At 49.9% G+C, this 21,838-nt stretch carries 27 protein-coding genes; 11 read left to right on the forward strand and 16 right to left on the reverse strand.

The annotated features are described in order from the left end of the window. The first annotated feature begins 8 nt into the window (after window positions 1-8). Genes qoxB through qoxD form a run of 3 tightly spaced genes read left to right on the forward strand, consistent with a single transcriptional unit; the run spans window position 9 to window position 2,929 of the window. The gene (gene qoxB / locus ACTRXG_RS04410) at window positions 9-1,958 is read left to right on the forward strand and encodes a cytochrome aa3 quinol oxidase subunit I (RefSeq protein WP_474261491.1); all 1,950 of its coding nucleotides are present in this window, start codon (window positions 9-11) and stop codon (window positions 1,956-1,958) included. Then, window positions 1,955-2,563: a cytochrome aa3 quinol oxidase subunit III gene (gene qoxC / locus ACTRXG_RS04415; protein WP_474261490.1), complete on the forward strand. Its 609-nt coding sequence runs from the start codon at window positions 1,955-1,957 to the stop codon at window positions 2,561-2,563. Before qoxB ends, qoxC begins: the two co-directional genes overlap by 4 nt. Then, window positions 2,564-2,929 (forward strand): cytochrome aa3 quinol oxidase subunit IV, encoded by a 366-nt coding sequence (qoxD, locus tag ACTRXG_RS04420; RefSeq protein WP_474261489.1) that lies wholly within the window; start codon window positions 2,564-2,566, stop codon window positions 2,927-2,929. Between the two features lie 67 nt (window positions 2,930-2,996). On the opposite strand, the gene ACTRXG_RS04425 is transcribed toward qoxD, so the two are convergent. Continuing rightward, on the reverse strand, window positions 2,997-3,797 hold the full coding sequence (locus ACTRXG_RS04425; RefSeq protein ID WP_474284154.1) for an SDR family NAD(P)-dependent oxidoreductase: 801 nt from the start codon (window positions 3,795-3,797) through the stop codon (window positions 2,997-2,999). Between the two features lie 143 nt (window positions 3,798-3,940). On the opposite strand from ACTRXG_RS04425, the gene ACTRXG_RS04430 reads away from it, so the two are divergent. Then, a complete protein-coding gene (locus ACTRXG_RS04430; RefSeq protein ID WP_474284155.1) occupies window positions 3,941-4,552 on the forward strand; it encodes a flavodoxin family protein in 612 nt (203 codons plus the stop codon). Window positions 4,553-4,609: 57 nt separating this feature from the next. Here ACTRXG_RS04430 and rpsN read toward each other — a convergent pair whose 3' ends face one another. Then, complete coding sequence (gene rpsN / locus ACTRXG_RS04435; protein WP_022792513.1) at window positions 4,610-4,879, reverse strand: 30S ribosomal protein S14; 270 nt, start codon at window positions 4,877-4,879, stop codon at window positions 4,610-4,612. A gap of 177 nt (window positions 4,880-5,056) precedes the next feature. On the opposite strand from rpsN, the gene ACTRXG_RS04440 reads away from it, so the two are divergent. Further along, window positions 5,057-5,332: a GNAT family N-acetyltransferase gene (locus tag ACTRXG_RS04440; RefSeq protein ID WP_022792514.1), complete on the forward strand. Its 276-nt coding sequence runs from the start codon at window positions 5,057-5,059 to the stop codon at window positions 5,330-5,332. Window positions 5,333-5,382: 50 nt separating this feature from the next. On the opposite strand, the gene ACTRXG_RS04445 is transcribed toward ACTRXG_RS04440, so the two are convergent. The 3 genes from ACTRXG_RS04445 to ACTRXG_RS04455 are packed head-to-tail and all read right to left on the reverse strand — an operon-like array spanning window position 5,383 to window position 7,414. Continuing rightward, window positions 5,383-5,991, reverse strand: a complete 609-nt coding sequence (locus tag ACTRXG_RS04445) for an alpha/beta hydrolase (RefSeq protein ID WP_474278544.1) — start codon at window positions 5,989-5,991, stop codon at window positions 5,383-5,385. A 26-nt stretch (window positions 5,992-6,017) separates the two neighbouring features. Beyond that, complete coding sequence (locus ACTRXG_RS04450) at window positions 6,018-6,983, reverse strand: ring-cleaving dioxygenase (protein WP_474284156.1); 966 nt, start codon at window positions 6,981-6,983, stop codon at window positions 6,018-6,020. Further along, window positions 6,974-7,414: a MarR family winged helix-turn-helix transcriptional regulator gene (locus ACTRXG_RS04455; protein ID WP_474284157.1), complete on the reverse strand. Its 441-nt coding sequence runs from the start codon at window positions 7,412-7,414 to the stop codon at window positions 6,974-6,976. Before ACTRXG_RS04455 ends, ACTRXG_RS04450 begins: the two co-directional genes overlap by 10 nt. A gap of 136 nt (window positions 7,415-7,550) precedes the next feature. Here ACTRXG_RS04455 and ACTRXG_RS04460 point away from each other — a divergent pair, with 136 nt between their 5' ends. After that, window positions 7,551-8,420: an SMP-30/gluconolactonase/LRE family protein gene (locus tag ACTRXG_RS04460; RefSeq protein ID WP_474278550.1), complete on the forward strand. Its 870-nt coding sequence runs from the start codon at window positions 7,551-7,553 to the stop codon at window positions 8,418-8,420. Window positions 8,421-8,437: 17 nt separating this feature from the next. Further along, complete coding sequence (locus tag ACTRXG_RS04465; protein ID WP_474284158.1) at window positions 8,438-9,502, forward strand: sulfite oxidase; 1,065 nt, start codon at window positions 8,438-8,440, stop codon at window positions 9,500-9,502. A 43-nt stretch (window positions 9,503-9,545) separates the two neighbouring features. On the opposite strand, the gene ACTRXG_RS04470 is transcribed toward ACTRXG_RS04465, so the two are convergent. Both ACTRXG_RS04470 and ACTRXG_RS04475 read right to left on the reverse strand, forming a co-directional pair. Next, window positions 9,546-10,412, reverse strand: a complete 867-nt coding sequence (locus ACTRXG_RS04470) for an SDR family oxidoreductase (protein WP_474284159.1) — start codon at window positions 10,410-10,412, stop codon at window positions 9,546-9,548. A 132-nt stretch (window positions 10,413-10,544) separates the two neighbouring features. Continuing rightward, on the reverse strand, window positions 10,545-11,708 hold the full coding sequence (locus ACTRXG_RS04475; RefSeq protein ID WP_474284160.1) for an acyl-CoA dehydrogenase family protein: 1,164 nt from the start codon (window positions 11,706-11,708) through the stop codon (window positions 10,545-10,547). A 397-nt stretch (window positions 11,709-12,105) separates the two neighbouring features. Here ACTRXG_RS04475 and ACTRXG_RS04480 point away from each other — a divergent pair, with 397 nt between their 5' ends. The 3 genes from ACTRXG_RS04480 to ACTRXG_RS04490 all read left to right on the forward strand — a co-directional run bounded on the left by ACTRXG_RS04480 (window position 12,106) and on the right by ACTRXG_RS04490 (window position 15,011). Further along, window positions 12,106-13,638 carry a BCCT family transporter gene (locus ACTRXG_RS04480; RefSeq protein ID WP_474261479.1) on the forward strand — a complete coding sequence of 511 codons (1,533 nt, stop codon included), beginning with the start codon at window positions 12,106-12,108 and terminating at the stop codon, window positions 13,636-13,638. 165 nt (window positions 13,639-13,803) lie between these two features. Continuing rightward, a complete protein-coding gene (locus ACTRXG_RS04485) occupies window positions 13,804-14,427 on the forward strand; it encodes a cell wall hydrolase (RefSeq protein ID WP_474261478.1) in 624 nt (207 codons plus the stop codon). 113 nt (window positions 14,428-14,540) lie between these two features. Beyond that, the gene (locus tag ACTRXG_RS04490; protein WP_474261477.1) at window positions 14,541-15,011 is read left to right on the forward strand and encodes a GNAT family N-acetyltransferase; all 471 of its coding nucleotides are present in this window, start codon (window positions 14,541-14,543) and stop codon (window positions 15,009-15,011) included. 22 nt (window positions 15,012-15,033) lie between these two features. Here the strand turns inward: ACTRXG_RS04490 and ACTRXG_RS04495 are convergent, their stop codons facing one another. From ACTRXG_RS04495 to ACTRXG_RS04530, 8 genes are all read right to left on the reverse strand, one after another. Continuing rightward, window positions 15,034-16,221: an MFS transporter gene (locus ACTRXG_RS04495; protein WP_474284161.1), complete on the reverse strand. Its 1,188-nt coding sequence runs from the start codon at window positions 16,219-16,221 to the stop codon at window positions 15,034-15,036. A 122-nt stretch (window positions 16,222-16,343) separates the two neighbouring features. Next, complete coding sequence (locus ACTRXG_RS04500) at window positions 16,344-16,907, reverse strand: class I SAM-dependent methyltransferase (protein WP_474284162.1); 564 nt, start codon at window positions 16,905-16,907, stop codon at window positions 16,344-16,346. Between the two features lie 78 nt (window positions 16,908-16,985). Next, window positions 16,986-18,395 (reverse strand): MBL fold metallo-hydrolase, encoded by a 1,410-nt coding sequence (locus tag ACTRXG_RS04505; RefSeq protein WP_474284164.1) that lies wholly within the window; start codon window positions 18,393-18,395, stop codon window positions 16,986-16,988. Between the two features lie 31 nt (window positions 18,396-18,426). After that, on the reverse strand, window positions 18,427-18,741 hold the full coding sequence (locus ACTRXG_RS04510; protein WP_474284165.1) for a rhodanese-like domain-containing protein: 315 nt from the start codon (window positions 18,739-18,741) through the stop codon (window positions 18,427-18,429). A 92-nt stretch (window positions 18,742-18,833) separates the two neighbouring features. Continuing rightward, on the reverse strand, window positions 18,834-19,217 hold the full coding sequence (locus tag ACTRXG_RS04515) for a DUF302 domain-containing protein (protein ID WP_474284166.1): 384 nt from the start codon (window positions 19,215-19,217) through the stop codon (window positions 18,834-18,836). Window positions 19,218-19,281: 64 nt separating this feature from the next. Continuing rightward, window positions 19,282-20,094: a sulfite exporter TauE/SafE family protein gene (locus tag ACTRXG_RS04520; RefSeq protein WP_474261471.1), complete on the reverse strand. Its 813-nt coding sequence runs from the start codon at window positions 20,092-20,094 to the stop codon at window positions 19,282-19,284. A 27-nt stretch (window positions 20,095-20,121) separates the two neighbouring features. Next, entirely contained in the window at window positions 20,122-20,349 is a 228-nt protein-coding gene (locus tag ACTRXG_RS04525) for a sulfurtransferase TusA family protein (RefSeq protein WP_474261470.1), read from the reverse strand. A 63-nt stretch (window positions 20,350-20,412) separates the two neighbouring features. Further along, the gene (locus ACTRXG_RS04530; protein WP_474261469.1) at window positions 20,413-20,892 is read right to left on the reverse strand and encodes a DsrE/DsrF/DrsH-like family protein; all 480 of its coding nucleotides are present in this window, start codon (window positions 20,890-20,892) and stop codon (window positions 20,413-20,415) included. 247 nt (window positions 20,893-21,139) lie between these two features. Here ACTRXG_RS04530 and ACTRXG_RS04535 point away from each other — a divergent pair, with 247 nt between their 5' ends. Further along, the gene (locus ACTRXG_RS04535; RefSeq protein WP_474278568.1) at window positions 21,140-21,442 is read left to right on the forward strand and encodes a hypothetical protein; all 303 of its coding nucleotides are present in this window, start codon (window positions 21,140-21,142) and stop codon (window positions 21,440-21,442) included. Window positions 21,443-21,547: 105 nt separating this feature from the next. Here ACTRXG_RS04535 and ACTRXG_RS04540 read toward each other — a convergent pair whose 3' ends face one another. Next, on the reverse strand, window positions 21,548-21,748 hold the full coding sequence (locus ACTRXG_RS04540) for a hypothetical protein (protein WP_022792525.1): 201 nt from the start codon (window positions 21,746-21,748) through the stop codon (window positions 21,548-21,550). Between the last annotated feature and the right edge of the window lie 90 nt (window positions 21,749-21,838).

A 21,838-nucleotide genomic window follows, 5' to 3' on the forward strand; every position in this document is an offset into this window, starting at 1 on the left:
GACATCCTTTGTGGGATTTTATATGGAATGATTTTCTTGTCACCGGAGAGCCGTTAATTTACGGGGCGATGGCCTCCATTGTCCTCGTTACGGTGGGTATTGTGTTTGTTCTGACGTATTTCAAGCTTTGGAAATGGCTGTGGGACGAATACTTAACGACGGTGGACCATAAGAAAATCGGTATTATGTATATCATTGCTGCGTTGGCTATGCTGTTCCGCGGCGGTGTCGATGCCTTAATGATGAGGACGCAGCTTGCGCTCCCGGGAATGAACTTTTTAAATTCTGTGCACTATAATGAAATCTTTACAACGCACGGAACAGTTATGATTCTTTTCATGGCGATGCCGTTTATTATCGGTTTGATGAACGTTGCGGTTCCCCTTCAAATAGGGGCGCGGGACGTAGCCTTTCCATTTTTAAACGCATTCAGCTTTTGGACCTTTTTCTTCGGCGCCATGCTGTTTAACGTATCTTTCGTTATCGGCGGTTCTCCAAGCGCCGGGTGGACCAGCTATGTTCCGATGGCAGGGCCGGAGCTTAGTCCGGAGATTAACCAAAACTACTATTTATTAGCACTGCAGCTGTCCGGTATCGGTACGCTTGCCACAGGGATTAACTTCCTTGTCACGATCCTGCGGATGCGTGCGCCGGGCATGACGCTGATGAAAATGCCTATCTTCACGTGGTCGGCACTTATTACATCCATTATCATTATTTTCGCCTTTCCAATTTTAACAATTGCGCTGGCTCTGATGACGATGGACCGCATTTTTGGCACTCACTTCTTTACCTTAGCCGGTGAAGGTATGCCGATGATGTGGGCGAACCTTTTCTGGCTCTGGGGACACCCGGAAGTATATATCGTTATTCTTCCTGCATTCGGTGTTTTCTCTGAAGTTATTTCAACGTTTGCCAGAAAGCAGCTGTTTGGTTACAAAGCGATGGTTTACGCCATGGTTGTTATTGCCGGATTGAGTTTCGTCGTTTGGGTCCACCACTTCTTTACGATGGGGGCCGGAGCAGGAGTTAACTCACTATTCTCCATTACGACCATGCTGATTGCCGTTCCTACCGGGATTAAGATATTTAACTGGCTTGGGACGATGTATAAAGGACGGATCAGGTTTAATGTTCCGATGCTGTGGGCGCTTGCCTTTATACCGAACTTTACCATCGGCGGGGTTACCGGGGTTATGCTCGGTATGGCTTCCGCTGACTACCAGTACCACAATACGTACTTCCTGATTGCCCACTTCCACTATGTGCTGATCGCCGGTACATTGTTTGGAATGTTCGCCGGTCTTACGTACTGGTACCCGAAAATGTTTGGTCATAAGATGAACGAAAAGATCGGGAAAGTCAGCTTCTGGCTGACCGTCATCGGCTTTAATATTACGTTTTTGCCGCAGTTTTTCCTCGGTCTTATGGGAATGCCGCGCCGTACGTATACGATTGAACCGGAATGGATGCCGCTTAACCTGCTGTCTACTACCGGTGCCTTTATTCTCGCAGCAGGGTTTGTTATCTTTACGTTCAACATTTATTACAGCTTTCGTTACGAACCACGGGAAAAAACAGGGGACGCCTGGGACGGGCGTTCGCTCGAATGGGCCACAACAACGCCTGTACCGCACTACAACTTTGCAACAGTTCCATACGTGAACAGCCACGAAGCGTACTGGGATATGAAAGAAACAGGTGCTACAACGTACGATGAATCCAAGCTCGAGCCGATTCACATGCCGAGCTACAAGGGAATGCCAATCATCATGTCAGCTATTATGTTTGTAGCAAGCTTCGGTCTTGTCTGGCACTGGTTCTGGCTTGCAATTCCGGGACTCATCGGAATTATTATCTGCATGGTTATTCGCTCCTTCGACTATGATGAAGGGTATCACGTCCCTATTGATGAAATTAAACGTACTGAGGAGCAGGCAAGGGGGCGTAAAGAATGAGTGAACACGCGGAATTAAAAACCGGGCCTCTTGAGTACCGAAAAGAAGAAGGAACGCTTACCATTCTTGGCTTCTGGATCTTTCTTGCAGCCGAGGTGGTACTCTTCTCCACGCTCTTCGCCACCTACGCCGTTTTGTTCGGCCGCTATGGCGACGCTACTCCGGCACCGGAATTGTTTGAAATGCCAATGGCTCTTGCCATGACGTTTCTGCTTTTAACAAGTAGTTTTACGTGTGGGATAGCGATTCATATGATGAGAAAAGAATCCTTAAAGGGTCTTCTTATATGGCTTAGCATCACGTTGGCTTTAGGTCTTGGCTTCCTTGGCTTTGAAATTTATGAGTTCGTACACTACGTTCACGAAGGTGCAACGATTCAATCAAGTGCATTCTGGTCAGCGTTCTTTACGCTCACCGGTACGCACGGACTTCACGTAACGCTTGGTGTCTTTTGGTGTACAGCGATTATTATTCAGCTGGTTCGTATTGGCTTAACGCCGACGACGGCAAGAAAAACATTTGTCATCGGCCTGTACTGGCACTTTTTGGACGTTGTATGGATTTTCATCTTTACAGCCGTCTACCTGATAGGGATGGTGGTTTAAATGAGTGAACACACAGAACACAGTGAGTCAGGCATCCCCGTCAAACACATTATTGGCTTTATCGCCTCTATTGTTTTGACGCTCGTTGCTGCTTACACAACTGTGATGTCCGGACTTCCAGTGCCATGGATTATTGCAATCATTATGATACTCGCAGTTATCCAGGCCGTGCTTCAGCTTGTCATGTTCATGCACATTGCGGAGAAAAACCCAGTACCGCAGTATGGAAACATCCTATTTGGGTTTTTCATCGCAGCGGTAGTTATCGCAGGCTCCATCTGGGTAATGTCCTTTGGCATGCACGATATGGATATGAACGGCGGCTCCGGCGGCGGTTCTGGAGGAGAAGAACATTCAGAGCATTAAATAGAAAAAGCCTGTCCCGAAAGTGTGGGACAGGCTTTTTTGTGTTTGAAGAATGATACGAAAAGATTTAGTGTACGACGCTTCCGCCGGAAATTTTTACGGCTTCTCCAACAATGTTGGAGGCAGCGTCTGTTAACAGGTAGGCGATAGTATTGGCGACCTCATCCGGCTGGGTCATCCGCCCGGACGGAAGACTGTCAGCGGACGCCTGCATTTGTTCTTCGAGGCTTTTGCCGGTTTCTTCAGCCTTTGTCTGCATGAGCTGCTCCACCATTTCTGTCTGCACATAGCCAGGGCAAACCGCGTTAACCTGGATACCATGTTCAATAGCTTCAAGCGCAAGGGACTGGGTGAAGCCGGTGATCGCAAACTTTGAAGCAGAATACGCGCTGTTACCCGGAGTCCCGCGTAAACCGGAAAGAGAAGAAACGTTCACAATCGCACCCTTCTTCTGCTCCTGCATGCGTTTGTACACAAGCTGGGTTAAAAGAACGGTGGAGGTATAGTTTACGTCCATCATTTCTTGCAGATCCGATTCCTCGAGCTCATCAACAAATTTACGTTTTAGTACGCCTGCTGAATTTACCAGGAGGCTCAACGACCCATGTGCACCTTCAGCTGCTTTTACCAGATCACTGCGAGCCGAAGCATCAGTGATATCTGCAGGATAGACAAATACACGGGCCTGCGGCTGTGCATCGAGGATCAGCTGTTTGGTCTCTTCCAGTTTTTCTTTGTTTCGGCCGGTAACTGTAACATCAGCTCCCATGCGGGCAAGCGTAATGGCTGTTTCTCTTCCAATGCCCCGTGTACTTCCGGTCACAAGGGCGTGTTCATTTTGCAGTGCGTTTTCGGCAAATGGCATCATTATGTATTCCTCCATGTATAAAGTATTCTGCCTGTATTTACCCGCAGGGGGGAGGAAGCAAACGAAAGCCGGGGTAATGGAAGATTATATAAGGAAACTTCGGGGTACATAAGGAAGCATCAACTATAAAAAGAGGTGAAACGATGAAAGCAGTGTTTTTAAACGGATCGTTAAAGGATTCTTCTCATACGTCGAACACAGACGCACTGGCAGATGAAGTCATGCAGATTTGGGAAGAGGAAGGGGTGCAGGTGGAGAAAATCCGTCTGGCGGACTACAATATCCCTTACGGAGTCGCAGATGATCTAGGAGAAGGAGACGACTGGCCGTCTATTCAGGCGAAGATTGAGGAAGCGGAACTGGTGCTGCTTGGGACACCGGTATGGCTCGGGGAAAAAAGCAGTATAATTACAAAAGCGATAGAACGGCTGAATGGATCAGCCAGCCATACAAACGAAAAAGGGCAGGGAATCTATTACGACAAGGTTGCCGGAGTAGTAGCCACAGGCAACGAAGACGGTGCCAAACACGCCATTCAGTCTATTGTCTTCGGCTTGTCCCATTTAGGCTTTACGCTTCCGCCGCGTCCAAACTGCTACTGGGTCGGTGAAGCCGGACCGGGGCCTTCGTTTATTGAAGCAGAGGGCATTAAAAGCGAATTCGTTCAAAAGCACATTCCTAAACTGGCGTACAATATGCTGCATGTGGGCACAATTTTAAAAGAAAATCCTATTCCAACCAAAGGCAACACGTAACGAATAAAAAGACACAAAAAAAGCAGCCAATCGGCTGCTTTTTTTAGTAAGAACGGCTTACCAGCTTGCTTTTTTAACGCCTGGTACCTGACCTTTGTGGGCCAGATCGCGGAAAGCGATACGGGACATGCCGAATTTACGCATATAGCCGTGTGGACGACCGGAAATCGAACATCTATTGTGAAGGCGTGTTGGAGAAGCGTCACGAGGAAGCTTCTGCAGTGCCTCATAATCGCCTTTTTCTTTTAACTCACGGCGGAGTTCAGCGTATTTCGCTACCGTTTCTTCGCGCTTACGCTCTTTTGCGAGTTTAGATTGTTTAGCCAAGGTTCTCACTCCTTTTCATAATATTCGTGGCATTCATATTTTTAAGCACATACTTCATCATAACAGCTGCCTCGATATGTGTAAAGGCTTCTTGTTATTGTTTCCGATGTTTATGATCCGCCGGAAACGGTAATGAATTATTTAGTAACAACGTTTAAACGAAGGGAGTTTCTTTTCATGGAAATAAAACATTATGATAACAGATTTACTGCTGAGCAGGATGGCAAGGTTATTGGTGACATTTCATTTTTTGAAGAAGGTGAACAAAGCATTGTCATCGATAGTACCAAAGTAATCGATGAAGAGCAAGGAAAAGGCGTAGGAAAAGAATTGGTCCGCAATGTGGTGGAAAAAGCAAAAGCGGAAAACAAAACGATCGTTCCCCGCTGCCCTTATGCGGAAGAAAAAATCAAAGAAAACGACGATTTCAAGCAGGTGCTTGAAACGCAGTAACAGCAGCACTGCTTCCCTGAACGGGAGGCAGTTTTTTTATGCTGCCTTGTTTATTCCTGTATGACGCGTTGATACCACGTGGCACCGGCCTCTATTTCTTCTGTGGTAATCTGGTGGCCTTCATGCCCCCAGTAGAGTTCTACTGAAGCCCCTGCTTCTTCAAATAGGTGATAAAGGGTTTCAGCCTCCTCCGGGAGACAGATGGGATCATTTGTAGCGGCGCCGATAAAAATGCTGCTGCCGGAAAGGGAGGGAAGAGGCACATCCCGTCGTGGCACCATCGGGTGGTGGAGAAAAGCCCGGGTGACTGAGCGCGCATAATGAAAAAGCAGGCTCGCTCCCATGGTAGCTCCGTTGGAATAACCGAACACGATAATTGTATGAAGATTAAAATGATAGCGGCCGGCGCTTTCCTCGAGGAATTGATGAAGCTGCTGGGTACGGAAAATCAGGTCTTTTTCGTCAATCGAGCCGTCGGCAAGCCTGGCGAAATAGCGGTGCATGCCGTCTTCGACCACGTTGCCGCGGACACTTAAGATGTTGGCTTCCGGATCAATCAGCCGCCCTGCTTCGAGGAAATCCTTTTCGGTGCCCCCGGTGCCGTGCAGGATTAAAATAGTCGGGGCAGTGCTGCTGCCTGGTTGAAATATGTGCTTCATCAAACCTCTCCTCCGTCCCTGATTACTTAATCAATCGGCTTTAAACGTGCTTCGATTTCTGAACGCCTGGGTTCAAGAAAAGGCGGCAGGGCAAGGCTCTCTCCCAGGTGTTCAAACGATTCATCCCCTTCAAATCCCGGACCGTCGGTAGCCAGTTCAAAAAGAATGCCGTTTGGTTCGCGGAAGTACAGCGATTGGAAATAATAGCGTTCCACGAATCCGGAGTTCGGAAGCCGGGCGTTTTTAATACGTTCAATCCACTGCTGCAGTTCGTCTGCATCCTCCACCCGGAAAGCTACGTGGTGCACAGCACCCCGCCCCTGACGCTCGGCAGACAGGTCGCTGCGGGTTTCTATATGAATTTCGGCACCGGACCCTCCTTTTCCTGTTTCAAAGACACGAATGTCCGGCAGATCGGTATCATCTGGGTGAGGATAGGATTGAATTTCGGAAAAACCCATTATATCCTTCAGCACCGCGACAGTCGGTTCAGCTGTTTTAACGGTTAAACGGACCGGACCGAGACCGGTGGCTCCGTTTGCGCGGGAGGCATTTGAATGCTCCCACGGAATGCCGGGTTCCACGCCCTGATCGTGCTCATCAGACACAAACTGCATCCGGTGGCCCTCGGGGTCTTCGAATGGCAGGACGAGCCGTCCCGCCTGCTCCTGAATATCACCGTGCTGTACAGAGTGATCTTCAAACCGCTGTTTCCAGTATTCGAGTGCGCGGTCCCCGGGCACACGGAGAGAGACATTCGTAATACTGTTGGTGCCGCGCTTGTTGGAGGCGGCCATTGGGATTTCAAAAAAAGTAACTTCAGTGCCGGGATTACCCCGTTCGTCCCCGTAGAATAAATGGTAGACAGACGTGTCGTCCTGATTGACCGTTTTTTTGACGAGCCGCATGCCGAGAACGTTCGTATAGAAATCGACATTACGGCGGGCGTTTGCTGTTAATGAAGAGACGTGGTGAATACCTTTCAGATGCATGATGATTTCTCCTCCCGTGTTGTTTTCTGCAGTTTGCGGAGCAGCCGCAGCAGTTCCCGTTTTTCTGCATCTGTCAGACCGTCAAACTGGGCGGCCTGAAAATCTTCCTGCCCCGGAGCAACTGCTTCAAGGGCAGCAAGTCCTTGCGGGGTCAGGGAAATATGTTTTTCTTTCCAGGTCTGTCTGCGCGTGACAAGTCCTTCTTTCTCGAGCTTTTTCAAAAGATAGGTGACACTTCCTTTCGTAACAAACAGCTTACCCGCGAGCTCCTTTTGGGTGATCGGCTGATGGGCGTGCACCTGCGCAAGGATATCGAACTGCGGCGGGCTGAGCCCCGCCTGCTTTAAATGAGCGGCTGAGCGGCTGAGGTTCTGCTCGTATACACGTGCGAGCCGAAACCACAGCAGCAGGCCCAGTCTGGTTTTATTCATAAGCATTGACTCCTTTATAACTGCTATCAGTTTAACTTTAAACTGATGAAAAGTAAAGAAAGTTGCTTTTAGCGGCATTAAACATGGAAAGGACGGGGAAGAAGAACATTAGAATAATGTAGAGGAGGAAAACAGGATGAGAGAAGCAGCACTTGTAATAGATCAGAAAGCAGAGCTTGGGGAAGGCCCGAGCTGGGACGCCGGGCGTGGCGTTTTATACTGGGTCGATATTGATGGGTTTAAATTGATGGAATATCATCCTGCTTCAGGAAGGCACTATGAACGTAAGCTCGATCAGCACGTATGTGCTGCGGTACCGAGAGAAAAAGGGGGAATGATGCTTGCCCTGAGAGATGGCTTCTATTCCTACGATCTCGTTTCCGGGGAGAAGGAAGCAATTATAGATCCGGAAGCAGACAAGCCGGGCAACCGGTTTAATGACGGTAAATGTGACCCATCCGGACGCTTTTGGGCAGGAACGATGGCGGTCGAACGCGGCACAGGGGAAGCTGCTTTATACCGCCTGAATAAAGATATGAGCCTCGATACGATTTTTGACAGCGTCACTATTTCTAACGGGCTGGCATGGACGGAAGACGGAAGCATGATGTATTACATCGACACACCGACCAAAAAAGTCATGGCATATGACTTGAATGCTGCTACGGGGGAAATCACGGGCAAACGGACAGCGATTACGTTTCAGGAAGGCTCCCCGGACGGGATGTGCATAGATCAGGAAGGCATGCTTTGGATTGCGCTGCATCGTCTCGGAAAAGTTGAACGCTGGAATCCACAGACGAGTGAACGTCTGGAAACAGTGACCGTGCCGGCCCAGAGAACGACCTCCTGTGTATTTGGCGGCGAAGATTTAAAGGATCTGTACATTACAACAGCGAGAGGGGAGCTTTCTGAAGAGGAGCTTCGCGAAGAGCCACATGCAGGTGGACTGTTTCATATCCGTACCGATGTGCCGGGCATGCCAACCTACTCGTTTGGCGGCTGAAAAAGAAGGGAGAGAATATGTTTTCAAAAAAAGCTCCGGAAGAGTTGTATCTAAAAACGTTAAGCCTTGAGCCGGAAAATCAGGAGACACCGATTCCATTTGTCGGAAACGAACACGTGCATTCTTCGTTGTTCTACCGGCGCAATCACTTTTCGTATCCGCAGGAGCCGGCGACGGGTTTTACAATTGACGGGCTCGTGGACAGCCCGGGGTTTATTTCGCTCGAGGATATTCAGGCGCTCCCATCACGGACAGTAGAAACAGTGCTTGAATGTGCAGGGAACAAAAGAAGTTTATTTGAGCCCAAAACCTTCGGTGAGCCATGGGGAAAAGGAGCCATCAGCCAGGGGAAATGGAGGGGAGTGTCGCTGAAAACCCTGCTTGGGAAAGCCGGTTGGGATAAGGAAGCAGCTGTGGAAGTTATCACTGCCGCAGGAGACGCGGGAGAACGTCCTGACAAAAAGGATGTCTACACCTACACCCGGAGCCTGCCGGTGGAAAAAGCGCTGGACCCGGATACTATCATCGCCTACGAATACAATGGCCAGCCACTCTCTTTTAAACACGGAGCCCCGCTTCGATTAATCGTGCCGGGATGGTACGCGATGGCTTCCATGAAATGGATTGAGCGCGTCACGGTGAGTAAAGAAACGTTTGAAGGGCCCTTTCAGGCGATTGATTATGTTTATTATCCTCACAAAAACAGCCGGAAGGACGCTTTTCCGGTGACAACCATGAATGTAAACAGCATTATCCAGTCTCCTGCTGATATGGAAATTAAAAAAGAAGGGACGCACGAAATAGAAGGCATTGCCTGGTCGGGCGAGGCTGCCATCGAGCTGGTCGAAGTAAGTACGGACGGCGGCCAGACATGGGTGGAGGCACAGATTGAGCCTCAAAGCAGCGCGCCGTACACATGGACGAAATGGTTCTGTGAGTGGAAGGATGCTGCGGCCGGAGAATATACATTAATGGCGAGAGCCTGTGATGCCAGCGGCCGCCAGCAGCCAATGCAGGCCTTTTGGAATCAGAAGGGGTACGGCTATAATGCGGTTGAAACAATTCAGGTCAAGCTAAAGTAAAAAAGGCTTCGAATCCTCAGTGGATTCGAAGCCTTTTTATGCATTAAGAAGACGTGTAGGCGCCTCCGTTAATATGAATCGTCTGGCCGGTCATGTAGGAGGCTTCGTCAGAAGCAATCATCACATATGGCCATGCGTGTTCTGATGGCTGGCCGGGACGGTTCATCAGCGTGTCCTGTCCGAAATCCTCCACCCCGTCTTCATTAAATGAAGAAGGAATAAGCGGTGTCCATACAGGTCCCGGAGCGACACTGTTCACCCGGATGCCTTTCGAAGCGAGGCTCTGGGCGATGCTTCGCATAAAGGCAGTGATCGCTCCTTTTGTCGCGGAGTAATCCATAAGAATTGGATTGCCGCGGAAGGCGTTGATTGAAGAGGTGGAAATGATCGAGTCGCCTTCTGATAAATAATCCATTGCTGCTTTTGTTAAATAAAACTGGGAGAAAAAGTTGGTGCGGAACACATCCTCAAATTCATCAGACGGGATATCCTCGACGTTTTCGTGGACGTGCTGGATCGCTGCGTTATTGACGAGAATGTTTAATCCGCCAAACTCCTCCGCCGTTTGTTTCACGAGATCGATACAATGGGACTCCTCTTTAATATCTCCGGGAAGCAGCAGGCACCTGCCTCCTTCTGCTTCAACCATGCGTTTCGTTTCTTCAGCATCGTCGTGTTCGTCAAGGTAGGAAATGGCGACATTGGCTCCCTCTTTGGCATAAAGAAGGGCTACAGAGCGTCCGATACCGCTGTCGCCGCCGGTGATAAGCGCGGCTTTTCCTTTGAGTTTCCCGGTGCCCTGGTAATCAGTGGGATGAGCCGGGAGCGGCTCCATCTTCGATTCAATACCCGGCTGTTTGTCCTGGCGCTGTCTCGGGGTGCTTCCGTTCTGCATATCTCTAGGATCCATGTGTAACATCCTTTCTCATATTGAAATCATGCGTACATTGTTATTTATACCATCAGGATGCATATTACAAACGTATAATAGAAATGGGGTGCAGGAAACGGCATAAAAAAAGAAACCGCTGCGTGCGGTTTCTTAGGACGAAGGAGGCTGATAACCCAGAAGCCGGCCGGCGAGCTGGTCAATGACCATATCGTCCATAGGAGGATTGTGAAGTCCAGCGCGGATATCACGGTAGTGACGCTGCAGCGGGCTGGAAGCGGAAAGACTTCTGGCCCCGGCAACCCGCATGGCAAGGTCAACTACTTCGACGGCTTCGTTTACAATGCTCGTTTTGGCTGCGCCTAATTCGCCTTTCATCTGCTGTCTCGTTTCGGTGCTGGATTCATCCCATTTTAGCGCAACAGAATGGAGAAAATGCCTGCTTTGCAGAAGTTTGAGCTCCATCCGGCCGAGTTTTTCCCGCACGTTCGGCAGCTCCGAGATCGTTCCATTAATGCTGTTCGGAGAGTAGGAAGCAGCAAAACGGGCAGCTTCATCAGCTGCGGCCTGTGCAATTCCCAGGTAACAGGCAGGAATGTGCAGAAGCCATCCGGCAGCCGGTTTATTGCCGGGAACGATATATTGGGCCAGATGGTTTTCTGGCACCCGGACGTTTTCAAGCACAACATCATGACTGCCGGTCGCGCGCATGGCAATTGAATCCCACGTGTCGACAATAGATATTCCTGCAGCTTCCTTTGGCACAACAAAGTAGGCTGTAGCATCTTCTTCCGCAATATGGGCCGTTACGATATAGTAATCAAGCACGGGCGACATGGTGGCGAATGTTTTTCGCCCATTCAGGACCCACCCGCTGTCGCGGGATTCAGCGATGGTCCCCGGCGTGCCGCCGCGGGTTGGACTGCCGGTCGCAGCTTCGGTCGCGATATTGTTCAGGACGGCTCCGTTTGCAACGACGTTGTTCATGACATGGCTGTACAAATGTTCCTCCCACGGCCGTGTTTCGTTTAAATTTTTAACGATCCCGACGTGCCAGCCAATAGCAAGCGAGGTGGATCCGTCGTAGCGGGCGATAAGCTCCTGGGCTTCCACGAGTTCAAGCAGGCCGGCATCAATGCCGCCAAAAGCAGCCGGGGCCGTTAAGGCCGGATAGCCAATACTTTTTAATGCATCGATATTTTCGACTGGAAAGGTGCCGTTCTGGTCATGCTCCTCTGTCCGTTCTGCGAATCCCCGTACCGTTTCTTCGAGCTGCTGCAGCCGCTCGGCTTTTGTGGAAAAGGTGGTCATAATCATACTGCTGCCTCCAAAATGATGGAATTTTATTTGAATAAGGTTGTCGGATTTTTATACGCATATATATGAAATCATATTCCCTTTGTGGAAGCAAAAAAACAGCTTGCATTAGGAAAATAAAGGATAATGAAGCGTGTTTGCGGTGGTGTAAGGCTTAAAGAAAGAAAAATAGCGTAAGAAAACCTGACGTCCTTTCATTATTTTTCCGGAAAAAACAGTTAATTCGCGATATAGACGGTGATATGATTATATAATGAGGTTATCTCACGTAATCACAAAATACCGCGAATTACGGTAAATTCTATGAAATTAGTGTATTTGTTATTTTTCGTTTGATTCTGCATAATGCAAAAGTTCCATAAATTTCAGCATACATAAACAGGAAGGGGTCCCCATCGTGGACAATCAAAAACCAAGAGTAGGCTTTGTTTTTTACGGAGCCCTGGTAATACTACTTATTATGGCGGTTGTCGGAGTTGCAGTCCCGGAATCGTTTTTTAATGCCACTTCCGCAGTGCAGACATTCGTATCAAACCGTTTTGGGTGGTATTATCTTTTAATTGTATCGGCGTTTGTGCTTTTGTGTATTTACTTTATTTTCAGCAGGTATGGAAATATCCGTCTCGGAAGACCTGAGGACCGGCCGGAATACAGCTATCCCACCTGGTTTGCCATGCTGTTCAGTGCCGGCATGGGCGTAGGGCTTGTATTCTGGAGCGGGGCGGAAACAGTATCGCACTATGCCACGAACGCCCCGGAAGCAGAGGTCGGAACGGACCAGGCGCTTGTTGATTCCATGCGTTACATGTTCCTGCACTGGGGTATACACCCGTGGGCTATTTACGGTATTACGGCTATCTGTTTTGCGTATTTTACGTTCCGGCGCGGCGCCCCGGGCATGGTAAGCGCCATGCTCAGCCCGATTATGAACGAAAAAGGCATCGGCGGAAAAGTAGTGGACATTATTGCATTGGTTGCAACGGTATCAGGCATTGCAACTACCCTTGGTATCGGAGCGGCGCAGGTGTCCGGCGGTATGGCGTATTTGTTTGATACCCCGAACAATTATACGGTGCAGCTGATTGTTATTATTGTTATTACCGTGCTGTTCCTGGTGTCAGCGTATACCGGTTTAAATAAAGGAATCAAGTTCCTGAGTAATGCGAACATATACTTAACGGTCATTCTGTTTATTTTAATGATTTTTGTCGGCCCGACGTTATTTTCCATGAATTTGTTCACAAATACGATCGGCACGTATCTGCAGTCGCTTCCGAGCATGAGCTTCCGGATCGCTCCGACGTCCGACAGCGCGAGGGAATGGATTAATGCGTGGACCATCTTCTACTGGGCCTGGTGGATCTCGTGGTCGCCATTTGTGGGTATATTTATTGCCCGTGTATCGAGAGGGCGGACATTGAAGGAATTTACCATTGGCGTTATTCTGGTTCCGTCGATTGTCAGTTTTATCTGGTTCTCCCTGTTTGGCGGTGCTACATTAAACGTCCAGAGCACTGGTCTCGCAGACATTTCCTCCCTGGCTGCCGAGGAAGCCATCTTTGGCGTATTTGATAATTACGCGCTTAGCACGGTGTTGTCTGTTATTACACTCCTTTTGATTATTTCTTTCTTTATTACGTCTGCCGATTCTGCAACGTTTGTGCTTGGTATGCAGACATCGAACGGGGCATTAAATCCGTCCGCAGTCGTAAAGTTTATCTGGGGAATTATGCTCTCGGCTACAGCGGCCGTTCTGCTTTATTCCGGAGGAATAGATGCTTTGCAGAACGTCATGATCATATCAGCGCTTCCATTTTCTATTGTGATGATACTGATGGTCTACTCGCTGTTTAAAGCGCTGAGAGAAGAAACAGATATTGAAACGAAGGATAAAAGTAAAAATACGGACAAACCGGACAAAGCTTCTTAAAATAAAATTCAGGACTCCCATTTTCATGGGGGTCTTTTTTATTGGTAAAAATTGGAACAGTTTAATACCAGCACTTAGTACCTTGTTATATACTTTTCCTGAAAAGAAGGAAATTTGTTTAGAAAATTGAATTTTTTGGATACAATTGTGTTTGGAGGTGAAAAAGTGAAAAAGAAATTATTATTCAGTACTATTTTTGCAATCATGGCTACAATCTTTATTTTCGCTTCACCGGCTGTCACTAAGGCATCTATGCTGGAAACGGAAGCACAGGGACCGGAAGTAACGGCGCTTCAGCAGGATTTAATACAGATGGGATACTTACATACGAATGCGACCGGTTATTACGGCTCGGCAACAACACAGGCAGTGCAGCAGTTTCAAAGTGATTTTGGTTTAACCGTGGACGGTGCGGCGGGTCCGCAGACAACCAGCCGCATAAATGAAGTTACGTCAGTTGCGAAGGCGGTCTATGGGGAAGCCCGCGGAGAATCATTCGAAGGGCAGATAGGTGTGGCAGCGGTTATTTTAAACCGTCTTGAATCTGCAGAATTCCCGAATAACGTAAACGGCGTCATTCAGCAGCAGAATGCTTTTACTGCAGTAGCTGACGGACAGTACAGCATGACACCGGACCAGACAGCATATGAAGCGGTCAGGCAGGCATGGAATGGCTATGACCCGTCCTATGGTTCGATGTATTACTATAATCCAGAGGATGTCACCTCTGATTGGATTTGGACACGCTCCCCGAATTTATCTATCGGCCAGCACGTTTTTGCAAGCTGATGAGAAGAACCTGCGACAGCGCGGGTTCTTTTTTTGGTGCCTGAACAACAAAGACAAATATGGTACGATAAATGATCATATGCATTGACTCGGAAGGCGCCAGGAGGAAAAGAATGAAAGAAATTAAAGAAGCAGGGCCGTCAGAAGCAGCTCTGATTAACGCGATTATGTACGAAGCGTTTTGGGAGTACAGGAACGAAACGCCGCCGTCAGGAGCCATTGAGGAAACGACAGAAGCGATTCAGTCTGGACTGGAGCAGGGAGAGCGGGCGGCCGTCTGGTGGAAGGACGGGGAAGCGGCAGCGATGATCCGTTTTCGGTCAGAGGAAGAATATATCTATTTTCACCGTTTATCGGTCCGGCCATCCTATCGCGGCCACGGCGCTGCTGCCGCACTTGTCCGCTGGGTGGAGGAAACCGCAGCAGAGGAACATTTTAAAGGCGTGTATTGTAAAGTGCGGGCATCAACGCCAGGAAACATTCGTATGTATGAACGGATGGGCTACGGGGCAGTCAGGGAATATACTGCAGCCAGAGAAGGACACCCTCCGTTCGGGGTCGTAGTTATGGAAAAGATGCTGTAAATATCAATTGCTGCCGGGGCATTCATATTTTGTTTAATGATTCCTGCATGCGTATAAGTGTTACGAAGCCGGCGGCAAATGGAAGAATTGCCACCAGGCCAATCGCCCATGAAGCGTTCAGCGTGTCTACGAACAGGCCGGCGAGCAAGGCACCGAAGGCATACCCGCTGTCCCGCCAGGGAGCGGGAGCTGTGTCGCTGACTGCGGCGATGAGGACCGGATACACCATCGCCGTCCCGAGACCGAGCAGCACGGAGCTTCCGAGCCACCATCCGTAGGAAGAACCGGCAAGCAGGGCCCAAAGGGAAAAGGCCTGAAGCCAGAGACCGCCAACAATCAAGCGCTTGCGGCCGATCACATCGCTCCAGGGACCGGTAACCAATTGGGCGATCCCCCAGGCGAGGGGGTATGCTGCCACAATAATGCCAATCTGACTGACAGGTAACCCGCCAGACGCAAAGAAAAGAGGAAACAAGCCCCAGGCCATGCCATCCTTAAGATTGGTCGTCAGTCCGGCAAAGCTGAAGCTCGACAGGGCCGGCTGCTTCCAGGTGGTTTGGGAAAAGGCCTGCCAAAAGGACAGAGAGACTTCTCCGGAAGCCGTCTGGCGTGCCACCTGTCTGCTCGTATCAGGAACGAACAGCGAAAGCAGTAATCCTATACCGACGATACCGAAGCCGAGAAGAAAGGGTTCGGGACGCAGCGAGGTTGTGGAAGCAACATAGCCGGAAACGGCGGCCATCACGGAAAGGCCCATATAACCGGCAAATTCATTCAGGCCAACAGCTGTCCCACGCTGGGTCGGTTTCGCCAGATCCACCTTCATATTCACGGTCATCGACCAGGTCAGTCCCTGGTTGATGCCTAAGAAGATATTGGCGACGATAATCATCCACCAGGAAGAGGCAAAAATAATCAGAAGGGGCACAAAAAAACCGGCAGCCCATCCAGCCAGTAATATCTGCTTGCGTCCAAAGTGGTCGGCAAGCGTACCGGCCAGAAGGTTGACCAGGGCTTTAGAAAACCCAAAGCTGACAATAAAGGACAGGGCAGCACTGACCGAGGCGAGGCCAAACAGTTCCTCGCCTATTAACGGAAGAACGGTACGCTCTAGTCCCACCATGGAGCCGACAAAGACGTTGATCAGCACCAATAGAAAAAAAGGAAGCCGATTTTCAACAATTCCGATGGCAGAAGTCGTAGTCTTCATCGTTTCCCCTCCTTTCTTAATAATTAATGGGGTATCTGCGGGATCTTTCCTGTAAAGACTTTAATGTTTTAGCCGTAAACTTGGAATGAGAGCGTTCTCCACCAAAGTTTTTGCGGAAAGCTTCACCTTTCAACAGCTTCTACCATGTAATGGCTGTCGTTGATAACATGCGTTGTGGTGGTAAAACCATAGGACGCTACCGTTTGAGCAAAAGAGGCGGATGGCAGCCGGATTTCCAGTGGCGGACCGGAGTCGGTGGGGGCGGCTTCCCATTCGTAAAAGAAAATGGTGCCTCCGGGCTGCAGCACGCGCCGGAGTTCTGCGAAGACCTGGTCCATGTCGTCGATTTCGTGCATCACAAAGGCCACAACGATTTTTTGGACCTGGTCCTCTGATAAGGCAAGTTTTTCCAGGCTGGATAAAAGAAGCGTGATATTGGAGGCGCGGGCTTCTTCGGCATAGGCCTTCAATTCGGTTAACATCTGGTCTTCGATATCGACCGCGTATACGTGGCGGGCCTGTTCGGCCATCGGAAGGGTGAAGTAGCCATTCCCGGCACCGATATCCGCGATCACATCCGTCTTCTGAATATTCATAAGCGGCAGCAGCTTCGACATCGGAAGGGCCTGCTGTCGTTCTTCGCTCCATAGCTTTTTGGACTTGGCGGGGTCAAAGCGGTGACTCATATCCGTTCCTCCTTGAACATTGGAAGGGGGCCCTGCATTATACAGAGCCCCCAATATTTTAATTGCCGGTTTTTACGCTCAGCTGGTCGTTTCGAGCTGATCTTTTTTCCATTTCATGAAACCGCCCTCCACGTTGATCACGTCAAAGCCGTGATTCTGGAGAATGCTGGCGGCGATCGCGGAGCGTTTGCCCGAGGCACAATGCACCGCGACCGGCTGCTCCGTGGAAAGTTCGTTCGTACGGTCTGGCAGCTGCTGGAGCGACACATGGACCGCGTCCGGCACGTGCGACTGATTCCATTCGTCCTGGTAACGGACGTCGAGAATCTGCACGTCCTGGTGGCGGCGGCGCTCTTCGACCTGCTTCGGCGTTTCGTTCACGTACGTGCGCAGGTTCGAGGCGCTGGCTACGATCGAAGTGGCAAAGAACCCCTTCAGGCGGTCCATGCCCATGCCGGTGAGAATCCGGCGCAGCTCGTGGTAGTCGGCTGGATCAGCGATCAGGTAAATGTCCGCCTCATAATCGGCCAGCCGGCCCATCCATTCGGCGAAGGAGCCGGGGTACGGCAGGTTGATGGTGCCCGGAATGCTTCCCATCGCGAAGGCGGCGGCGCTGCGGGTATCGACGACCATCGTATGGTCTTGCTCGGCCAGGGCGGCCACGTCATCGCCGGTGCCCTGCATTTCCACCGCCGCCGGGATCTCAGCGAGCGGGGTCATAGCCTGCTTGTTTACTTCTTTCATTTTGGCAAAATACGTTGGCGGCTCGCTCTGGCCGTCGAGGAGAAAGTCCACGAAGGCCTGCTCGTCGTTCGGCTGAAACGCGGGATTGGTCATCCGCTCGTAGCCGACGGTGCTCGTTGGGACGGCGCCGAGCGCTTTGCCGCAGGCGCTGCCGGCACCGTGGCCCGGCCAGATCTGCATATAATCCCCGTATTCCTTGAACTGCTGAAGGGACTCGAACATCTGGCGGGCCCCTTTATCCGCGGAATCCTTCACGCCGACGGATTTTTCAAGCAGATCCGGACGGCCAACATCGCCGACGAAGACAAAATCGCCGGTAAATACGCCCATCGGATGATCGGTGGCGGCTCCGTCGGTGAGCTCATAGGAAACGTGCTCCGGGGTATGGCCCGGCGTGTGCAGAGCTCTCAGTTTGATGTTGCCGACATAAATCTCGTCCCCATGGGTCAAGCCGTGCAGTGGCAGGTCCTGATCCCATTCATAGCCGCCGTTGTCAGCGCCTTCGGTGGAATAATAGATGGTGGCGCCGGTCCGGCGGGCAAGCTCGGTCACGCCGGAAACAAAGTCCGCATGAATATGGGTCTCAAATGCTCCGGTAATACGGAAGCCCTGTTCGCGGGCGATCTGCAGATAGTCTTCAATGTTACGGGACGGGTCGATCACGGCTGCCTCGCCGGTCGCCTGGCAGCCGATCATATAGGATGCCTGGGCCAGTGACGTGTCATAAAAATATTTCAAATACATGAATCATCGCTCCTTCAAGGTAGAATAGATGTTACTCGGTTTTTCCGGTCCATTCGTTCATGCCGCCCGCCATGCTGCGGACGTTAAAGCCATGGTCCTGGAGGGCTTCGGCTGCCCGGGCACTGCGTTTCCCGGAGCGGCAGACGGTGACATAGGACTGTGTGGGATCGAGTTCGTTCATCCGCGAGGAGATATCTCCCACAGGGATATGAACCGATTCAGGAATGCGTCCTTCGTCGAGTTCTTCGTCCTCCCGGACGTCAATCACCTGGACGCCGCTGCCTTGTTCGAGTTCCTGCTGAACGTCTTTTGGCTGTACTTCTTTGATGCGTTTTTCTTCTGTCATAGGGGATCACCTCATATTTTGATTATTGCTTTGTGGATCGAATAATTATCTGTTCATAATACCTATTAGGGTATATAGGCTTCTAAAAAATTTTACACGGTCTGATCGATGCCCTGCTTCAAGCGCTGTTCGATATCCTCGGCTGTCGCTGTTAATGCTGGTTCTTCGGCCAGTTCCATCAATACAGAGGGGCGGGGCATGCTGATATACGTGGATCCTGCTTCTTCGTACACAGTGATTTTACATGGCAGAAAATTGCCGATCAGCTTATTTTGGTTTAAGACCTGCTCCGCTTCTTTCGGATTGCACACTTCAAGTACCCGGTGCTGGTCCGGAAAGTCGATGCCTTTGTCCTGTAATTTGCCCTGCAGATCCAAATGCCAAAGCACGCCAAAACCAATTTCTTTCAGGTTGGCTTCAAGATCCTCAATGGCTGTACGGACAGACTTCGAGGTGGTGACGGTATAATGAAACATAGAAATGCCTCCTTGTGCGTTCTCTATACTGACGAATACCCGGCACTGTATAGTGGCAAACGTTTTATCCATTAATAATCTGGATCCATATTTGAACAGCGGTCGCTAAAATGATCACGGCCAATATACTTTGCAGAAGCTTCGTGTTGACCTTCTGGCCGGCTTGGGCCCCGAGCGGTGCTGCGATCAGGCTGGCAGCAATCATGATCAGGGCCGGGCCGTACAGCACCTGGCCGGTCGCCACCTTGCCAACGGTCGCTCCGATGGACGAGATCAGGGTGACGGCAAGCGACGTCGCGATCGTCATCCGGGTCGGGATTTTTAATACGACGAGCATGATGGGCACGAGGATAAATGCGCCGGCGGCCCCGACGATCCCGGACCCGATCCCGACCACGAAGGACAATCCAGCGGCGAGAGGCTTATGGAACGTAATCCGTGTAAGGTCCTGGTCGTCCAGGCCTTTTTTCGGTACAAACATCATCACCACGGCGATGGTCGCAAGCAGGGCATACACCATGTTGACGCCAGCTTCGCTGAAGAAATTCGAGGCATAGGCGCCGATAAAGCTGCCGATCAGAATACTTCCGCCCATATACAGAATCAGCTGGCCGTTCAGATAGCCGCCTTTGCGGTACGCCCAGACGCCGCCGATGGTGGCAAAAAAGACCTGAACGGCACTGATGCCGGACACTTCATGGGCGGAAAAGGCCGCTACCCCGAGCAGCGGGGGAATGTATAACAGCATGGGGTATTTGATGATCGAGCCGCCGATCCCAACCATGCCGGAAACAAAGGAACCGACAAACCCCAGGAGGAAAATCACGACGATAAACAGCAGTGACAATGGAAAAACCTCCCTTGAGGGGAAGCACATCCATGGCTTCCTCGGGTGACGATATTGTTAGCCTTTTTGAATCCAGAATTTATAGACGCCATTGTCTTCGCTGTGGTCGAGCAGTTCGTGGCCGCCGGCTTTCGTCCAGGCCGTTAAGTCGCTCTGCGCTCCTTTGTCGGTCGCGTGCAGCTCAAGCACCTCACCGCTCTCCATGTCTTTAATAGCTTTTTTGGTTTTCAAAATCGGCTGTGGGCAGGCAAGTCCTTTAGCATCAATTGTTGTTTTTGGTTCCATTTATTATTTCTCCTTTAAATTAAATTTTTGATTCGTACCAGGAAGTCATCCAGAAAATGAAGTTTAAATGAATAAATTCACATGACCTTCAGACGCTTCGCCCAGATAGGCCGCAACGCCGGCGTATTCAATGTCATCGCGCAGCTCTTTTTCATCAAGCCCGAGCAGATCCATGGTCATGGTACAGCCGATCAGCCGTACGTCCTGTTCCCGGGCCATATCGATCAGCTCCGGCAGCGGCATGGCATTGTGTTTTTTCATGACTTTCTTAATCAGTTTTGGCCCAATGCCAAGAAAGTTCATGTTGGAAAGACCCATGCGATCGGCTCCCCGGGGCATCATTTTGCCGAACATCGCTTCGAGTTTTCCTTTAACGATGCTTTGCTTTTCCGGTTTGCGGAGGGCATTCAATCCCCAGAACGTGTGAAAAATGGTGACCTCGTGATCGTACGCAGCGGCGCCGTTGGCGATAATGTAGGCTGCCATGGCTTTGTCGTAGTCGCCGCTGAATAATACAATGGTGGTCTTTTTGGTTTCCTGCATCTAATCTCTCCTTAAGTTAAATACATTTACGGGTTGGGGTATAAAAATAATGAAAAATTTTTCGTAAACTCTCATTGATATTTACCCGTTCTTTGATTTATTACCCCGGTGGGTATATAAATACTTTAAAATAGATTGGAGAACATGTCAACTTATTTTGGTAAAAATATTTTTAGAGATGGATAAACGCATGGGAATGTTAAAATTTAGACAGCAGCTTTTAATAGTTAAGGAAAGGGAGATTTTTATGCGAGATACCTATATAGGTGAATGCCGGCGCCGCTACTTAAAAAAGACAGCCGCAGTAATGGCGGTGGGGATTTTTGCTGTTTTATGGAAGAGCCAAAGAGGACACCGGCGTTCACCGGAAGCCTGGGGTGCGATGGTATCCGCTCATTTTATTGACAACAACAGCACCCGGGAAGAACAAAAGAAGCAAATGAAAAAAGCATTCCGGCTCGCGGCAGCGGAAGGGGATCAAAAGCAGGACATCTTTAAGGCTTATCAACGTTTTGCCAGAAGTCCAGAGTGGCTTCAGACAAAAAAATAAAAACCTTCTGCCCTTCCCTCCGAAGGTGAAGAAACATAAAAACAGGAACTGCCCCGGAAAAGGACAGTCCCTGTTTTTGCTGTTATTTTAAAGCAAACTTTTCGTTTAGACCGCCGAGCGCTCGACTTCTCCTTTGCGGAGAATAACGCGTGGATACGGAAATTCTTCCTCCTGGCCGGCGAACGGGTAATGAACGTATTCAACACAAATTGTACGTTCATATTCTGCGATCATCCGACACTCTTTTCCATCAAAATACAAAAGTTCGTCTTTATCAAATATTTTTACGTCTTTTTCTTGTTCCACTTCCAAACCTCCTTACCCCTCTCTTTACAGAGTAATCAATTTTAGGGCAGGCCGCAAGGTAATAAAAGGAAACAGAACAAATTCATCTTC

It is taken from the genome of Marinococcus sp. LNSP9103-4, from assembly GCF_056034345.1.

What these genes read in the sequence shown, in the direction of transcription:
- qoxC (WP_474261490.1), top strand. Translation starts at nt 1,955, where the DNA reads ATGAGTGAACACGCGGAATTAAAAACCGGGCCTCTTGAGTACCGAAAA.
- qoxD (WP_474261489.1), top strand. Translation starts at nt 2,564, where the DNA reads ATGAGTGAACACACAGAACACAGTGAGTCAGGCATCCCCGTCAAACAC.
- ACTRXG_RS04425 (WP_474284154.1), bottom strand. Translation starts at nt 3,797, where the DNA reads ATGATGCCATTTGCCGAAAACGCACTGCAAAATGAACACGCCCTTGTG.
- ACTRXG_RS04430 (WP_474284155.1), top strand. Translation starts at nt 3,941, where the DNA reads ATGAAAGCAGTGTTTTTAAACGGATCGTTAAAGGATTCTTCTCATACG.
- ACTRXG_RS04440 (WP_022792514.1), top strand. Translation starts at nt 5,057, where the DNA reads ATGGAAATAAAACATTATGATAACAGATTTACTGCTGAGCAGGATGGC.
- ACTRXG_RS04445 (WP_474278544.1), bottom strand. Translation starts at nt 5,991, where the DNA reads ATGAAGCACATATTTCAACCAGGCAGCAGCACTGCCCCGACTATTTTA.
- ACTRXG_RS04450 (WP_474284156.1), bottom strand. Translation starts at nt 6,983, where the DNA reads ATGCATCTGAAAGGTATTCACCACGTCTCTTCATTAACAGCAAACGCC.
- ACTRXG_RS04455 (WP_474284157.1), bottom strand. Translation starts at nt 7,414, where the DNA reads ATGAATAAAACCAGACTGGGCCTGCTGCTGTGGTTTCGGCTCGCACGT.
- ACTRXG_RS04460 (WP_474278550.1), top strand. Translation starts at nt 7,551, where the DNA reads ATGAGAGAAGCAGCACTTGTAATAGATCAGAAAGCAGAGCTTGGGGAA.
- ACTRXG_RS04465 (WP_474284158.1), top strand. Translation starts at nt 8,438, where the DNA reads ATGTTTTCAAAAAAAGCTCCGGAAGAGTTGTATCTAAAAACGTTAAGC.
- ACTRXG_RS04470 (WP_474284159.1), bottom strand. Translation starts at nt 10,412, where the DNA reads ATGGATCCTAGAGATATGCAGAACGGAAGCACCCCGAGACAGCGCCAG.
- ACTRXG_RS04475 (WP_474284160.1), bottom strand. Translation starts at nt 11,708, where the DNA reads ATGATTATGACCACCTTTTCCACAAAAGCCGAGCGGCTGCAGCAGCTC.
- ACTRXG_RS04490 (WP_474261477.1), top strand. Translation starts at nt 14,541, where the DNA reads ATGAAAGAAATTAAAGAAGCAGGGCCGTCAGAAGCAGCTCTGATTAAC.
- ACTRXG_RS04495 (WP_474284161.1), bottom strand. Translation starts at nt 16,221, where the DNA reads ATGAAGACTACGACTTCTGCCATCGGAATTGTTGAAAATCGGCTTCCT.
- ACTRXG_RS04500 (WP_474284162.1), bottom strand. Translation starts at nt 16,907, where the DNA reads ATGAGTCACCGCTTTGACCCCGCCAAGTCCAAAAAGCTATGGAGCGAA.
- ACTRXG_RS04505 (WP_474284164.1), bottom strand. Translation starts at nt 18,395, where the DNA reads ATGTATTTGAAATATTTTTATGACACGTCACTGGCCCAGGCATCCTAT.
- ACTRXG_RS04510 (WP_474284165.1), bottom strand. Translation starts at nt 18,741, where the DNA reads ATGACAGAAGAAAAACGCATCAAAGAAGTACAGCCAAAAGACGTTCAG.
- ACTRXG_RS04515 (WP_474284166.1), bottom strand. Translation starts at nt 19,217, where the DNA reads ATGTTTCATTATACCGTCACCACCTCGAAGTCTGTCCGTACAGCCATT.
- ACTRXG_RS04520 (WP_474261471.1), bottom strand. Translation starts at nt 20,094, where the DNA reads ATGTGCTTCCCCTCAAGGGAGGTTTTTCCATTGTCACTGCTGTTTATC.
- ACTRXG_RS04525 (WP_474261470.1), bottom strand. Translation starts at nt 20,349, where the DNA reads ATGGAACCAAAAACAACAATTGATGCTAAAGGACTTGCCTGCCCACAG.
- ACTRXG_RS04530 (WP_474261469.1), bottom strand. Translation starts at nt 20,892, where the DNA reads ATGCAGGAAACCAAAAAGACCACCATTGTATTATTCAGCGGCGACTAC.
- ACTRXG_RS04535 (WP_474278568.1), top strand. Translation starts at nt 21,140, where the DNA reads ATGCGAGATACCTATATAGGTGAATGCCGGCGCCGCTACTTAAAAAAG.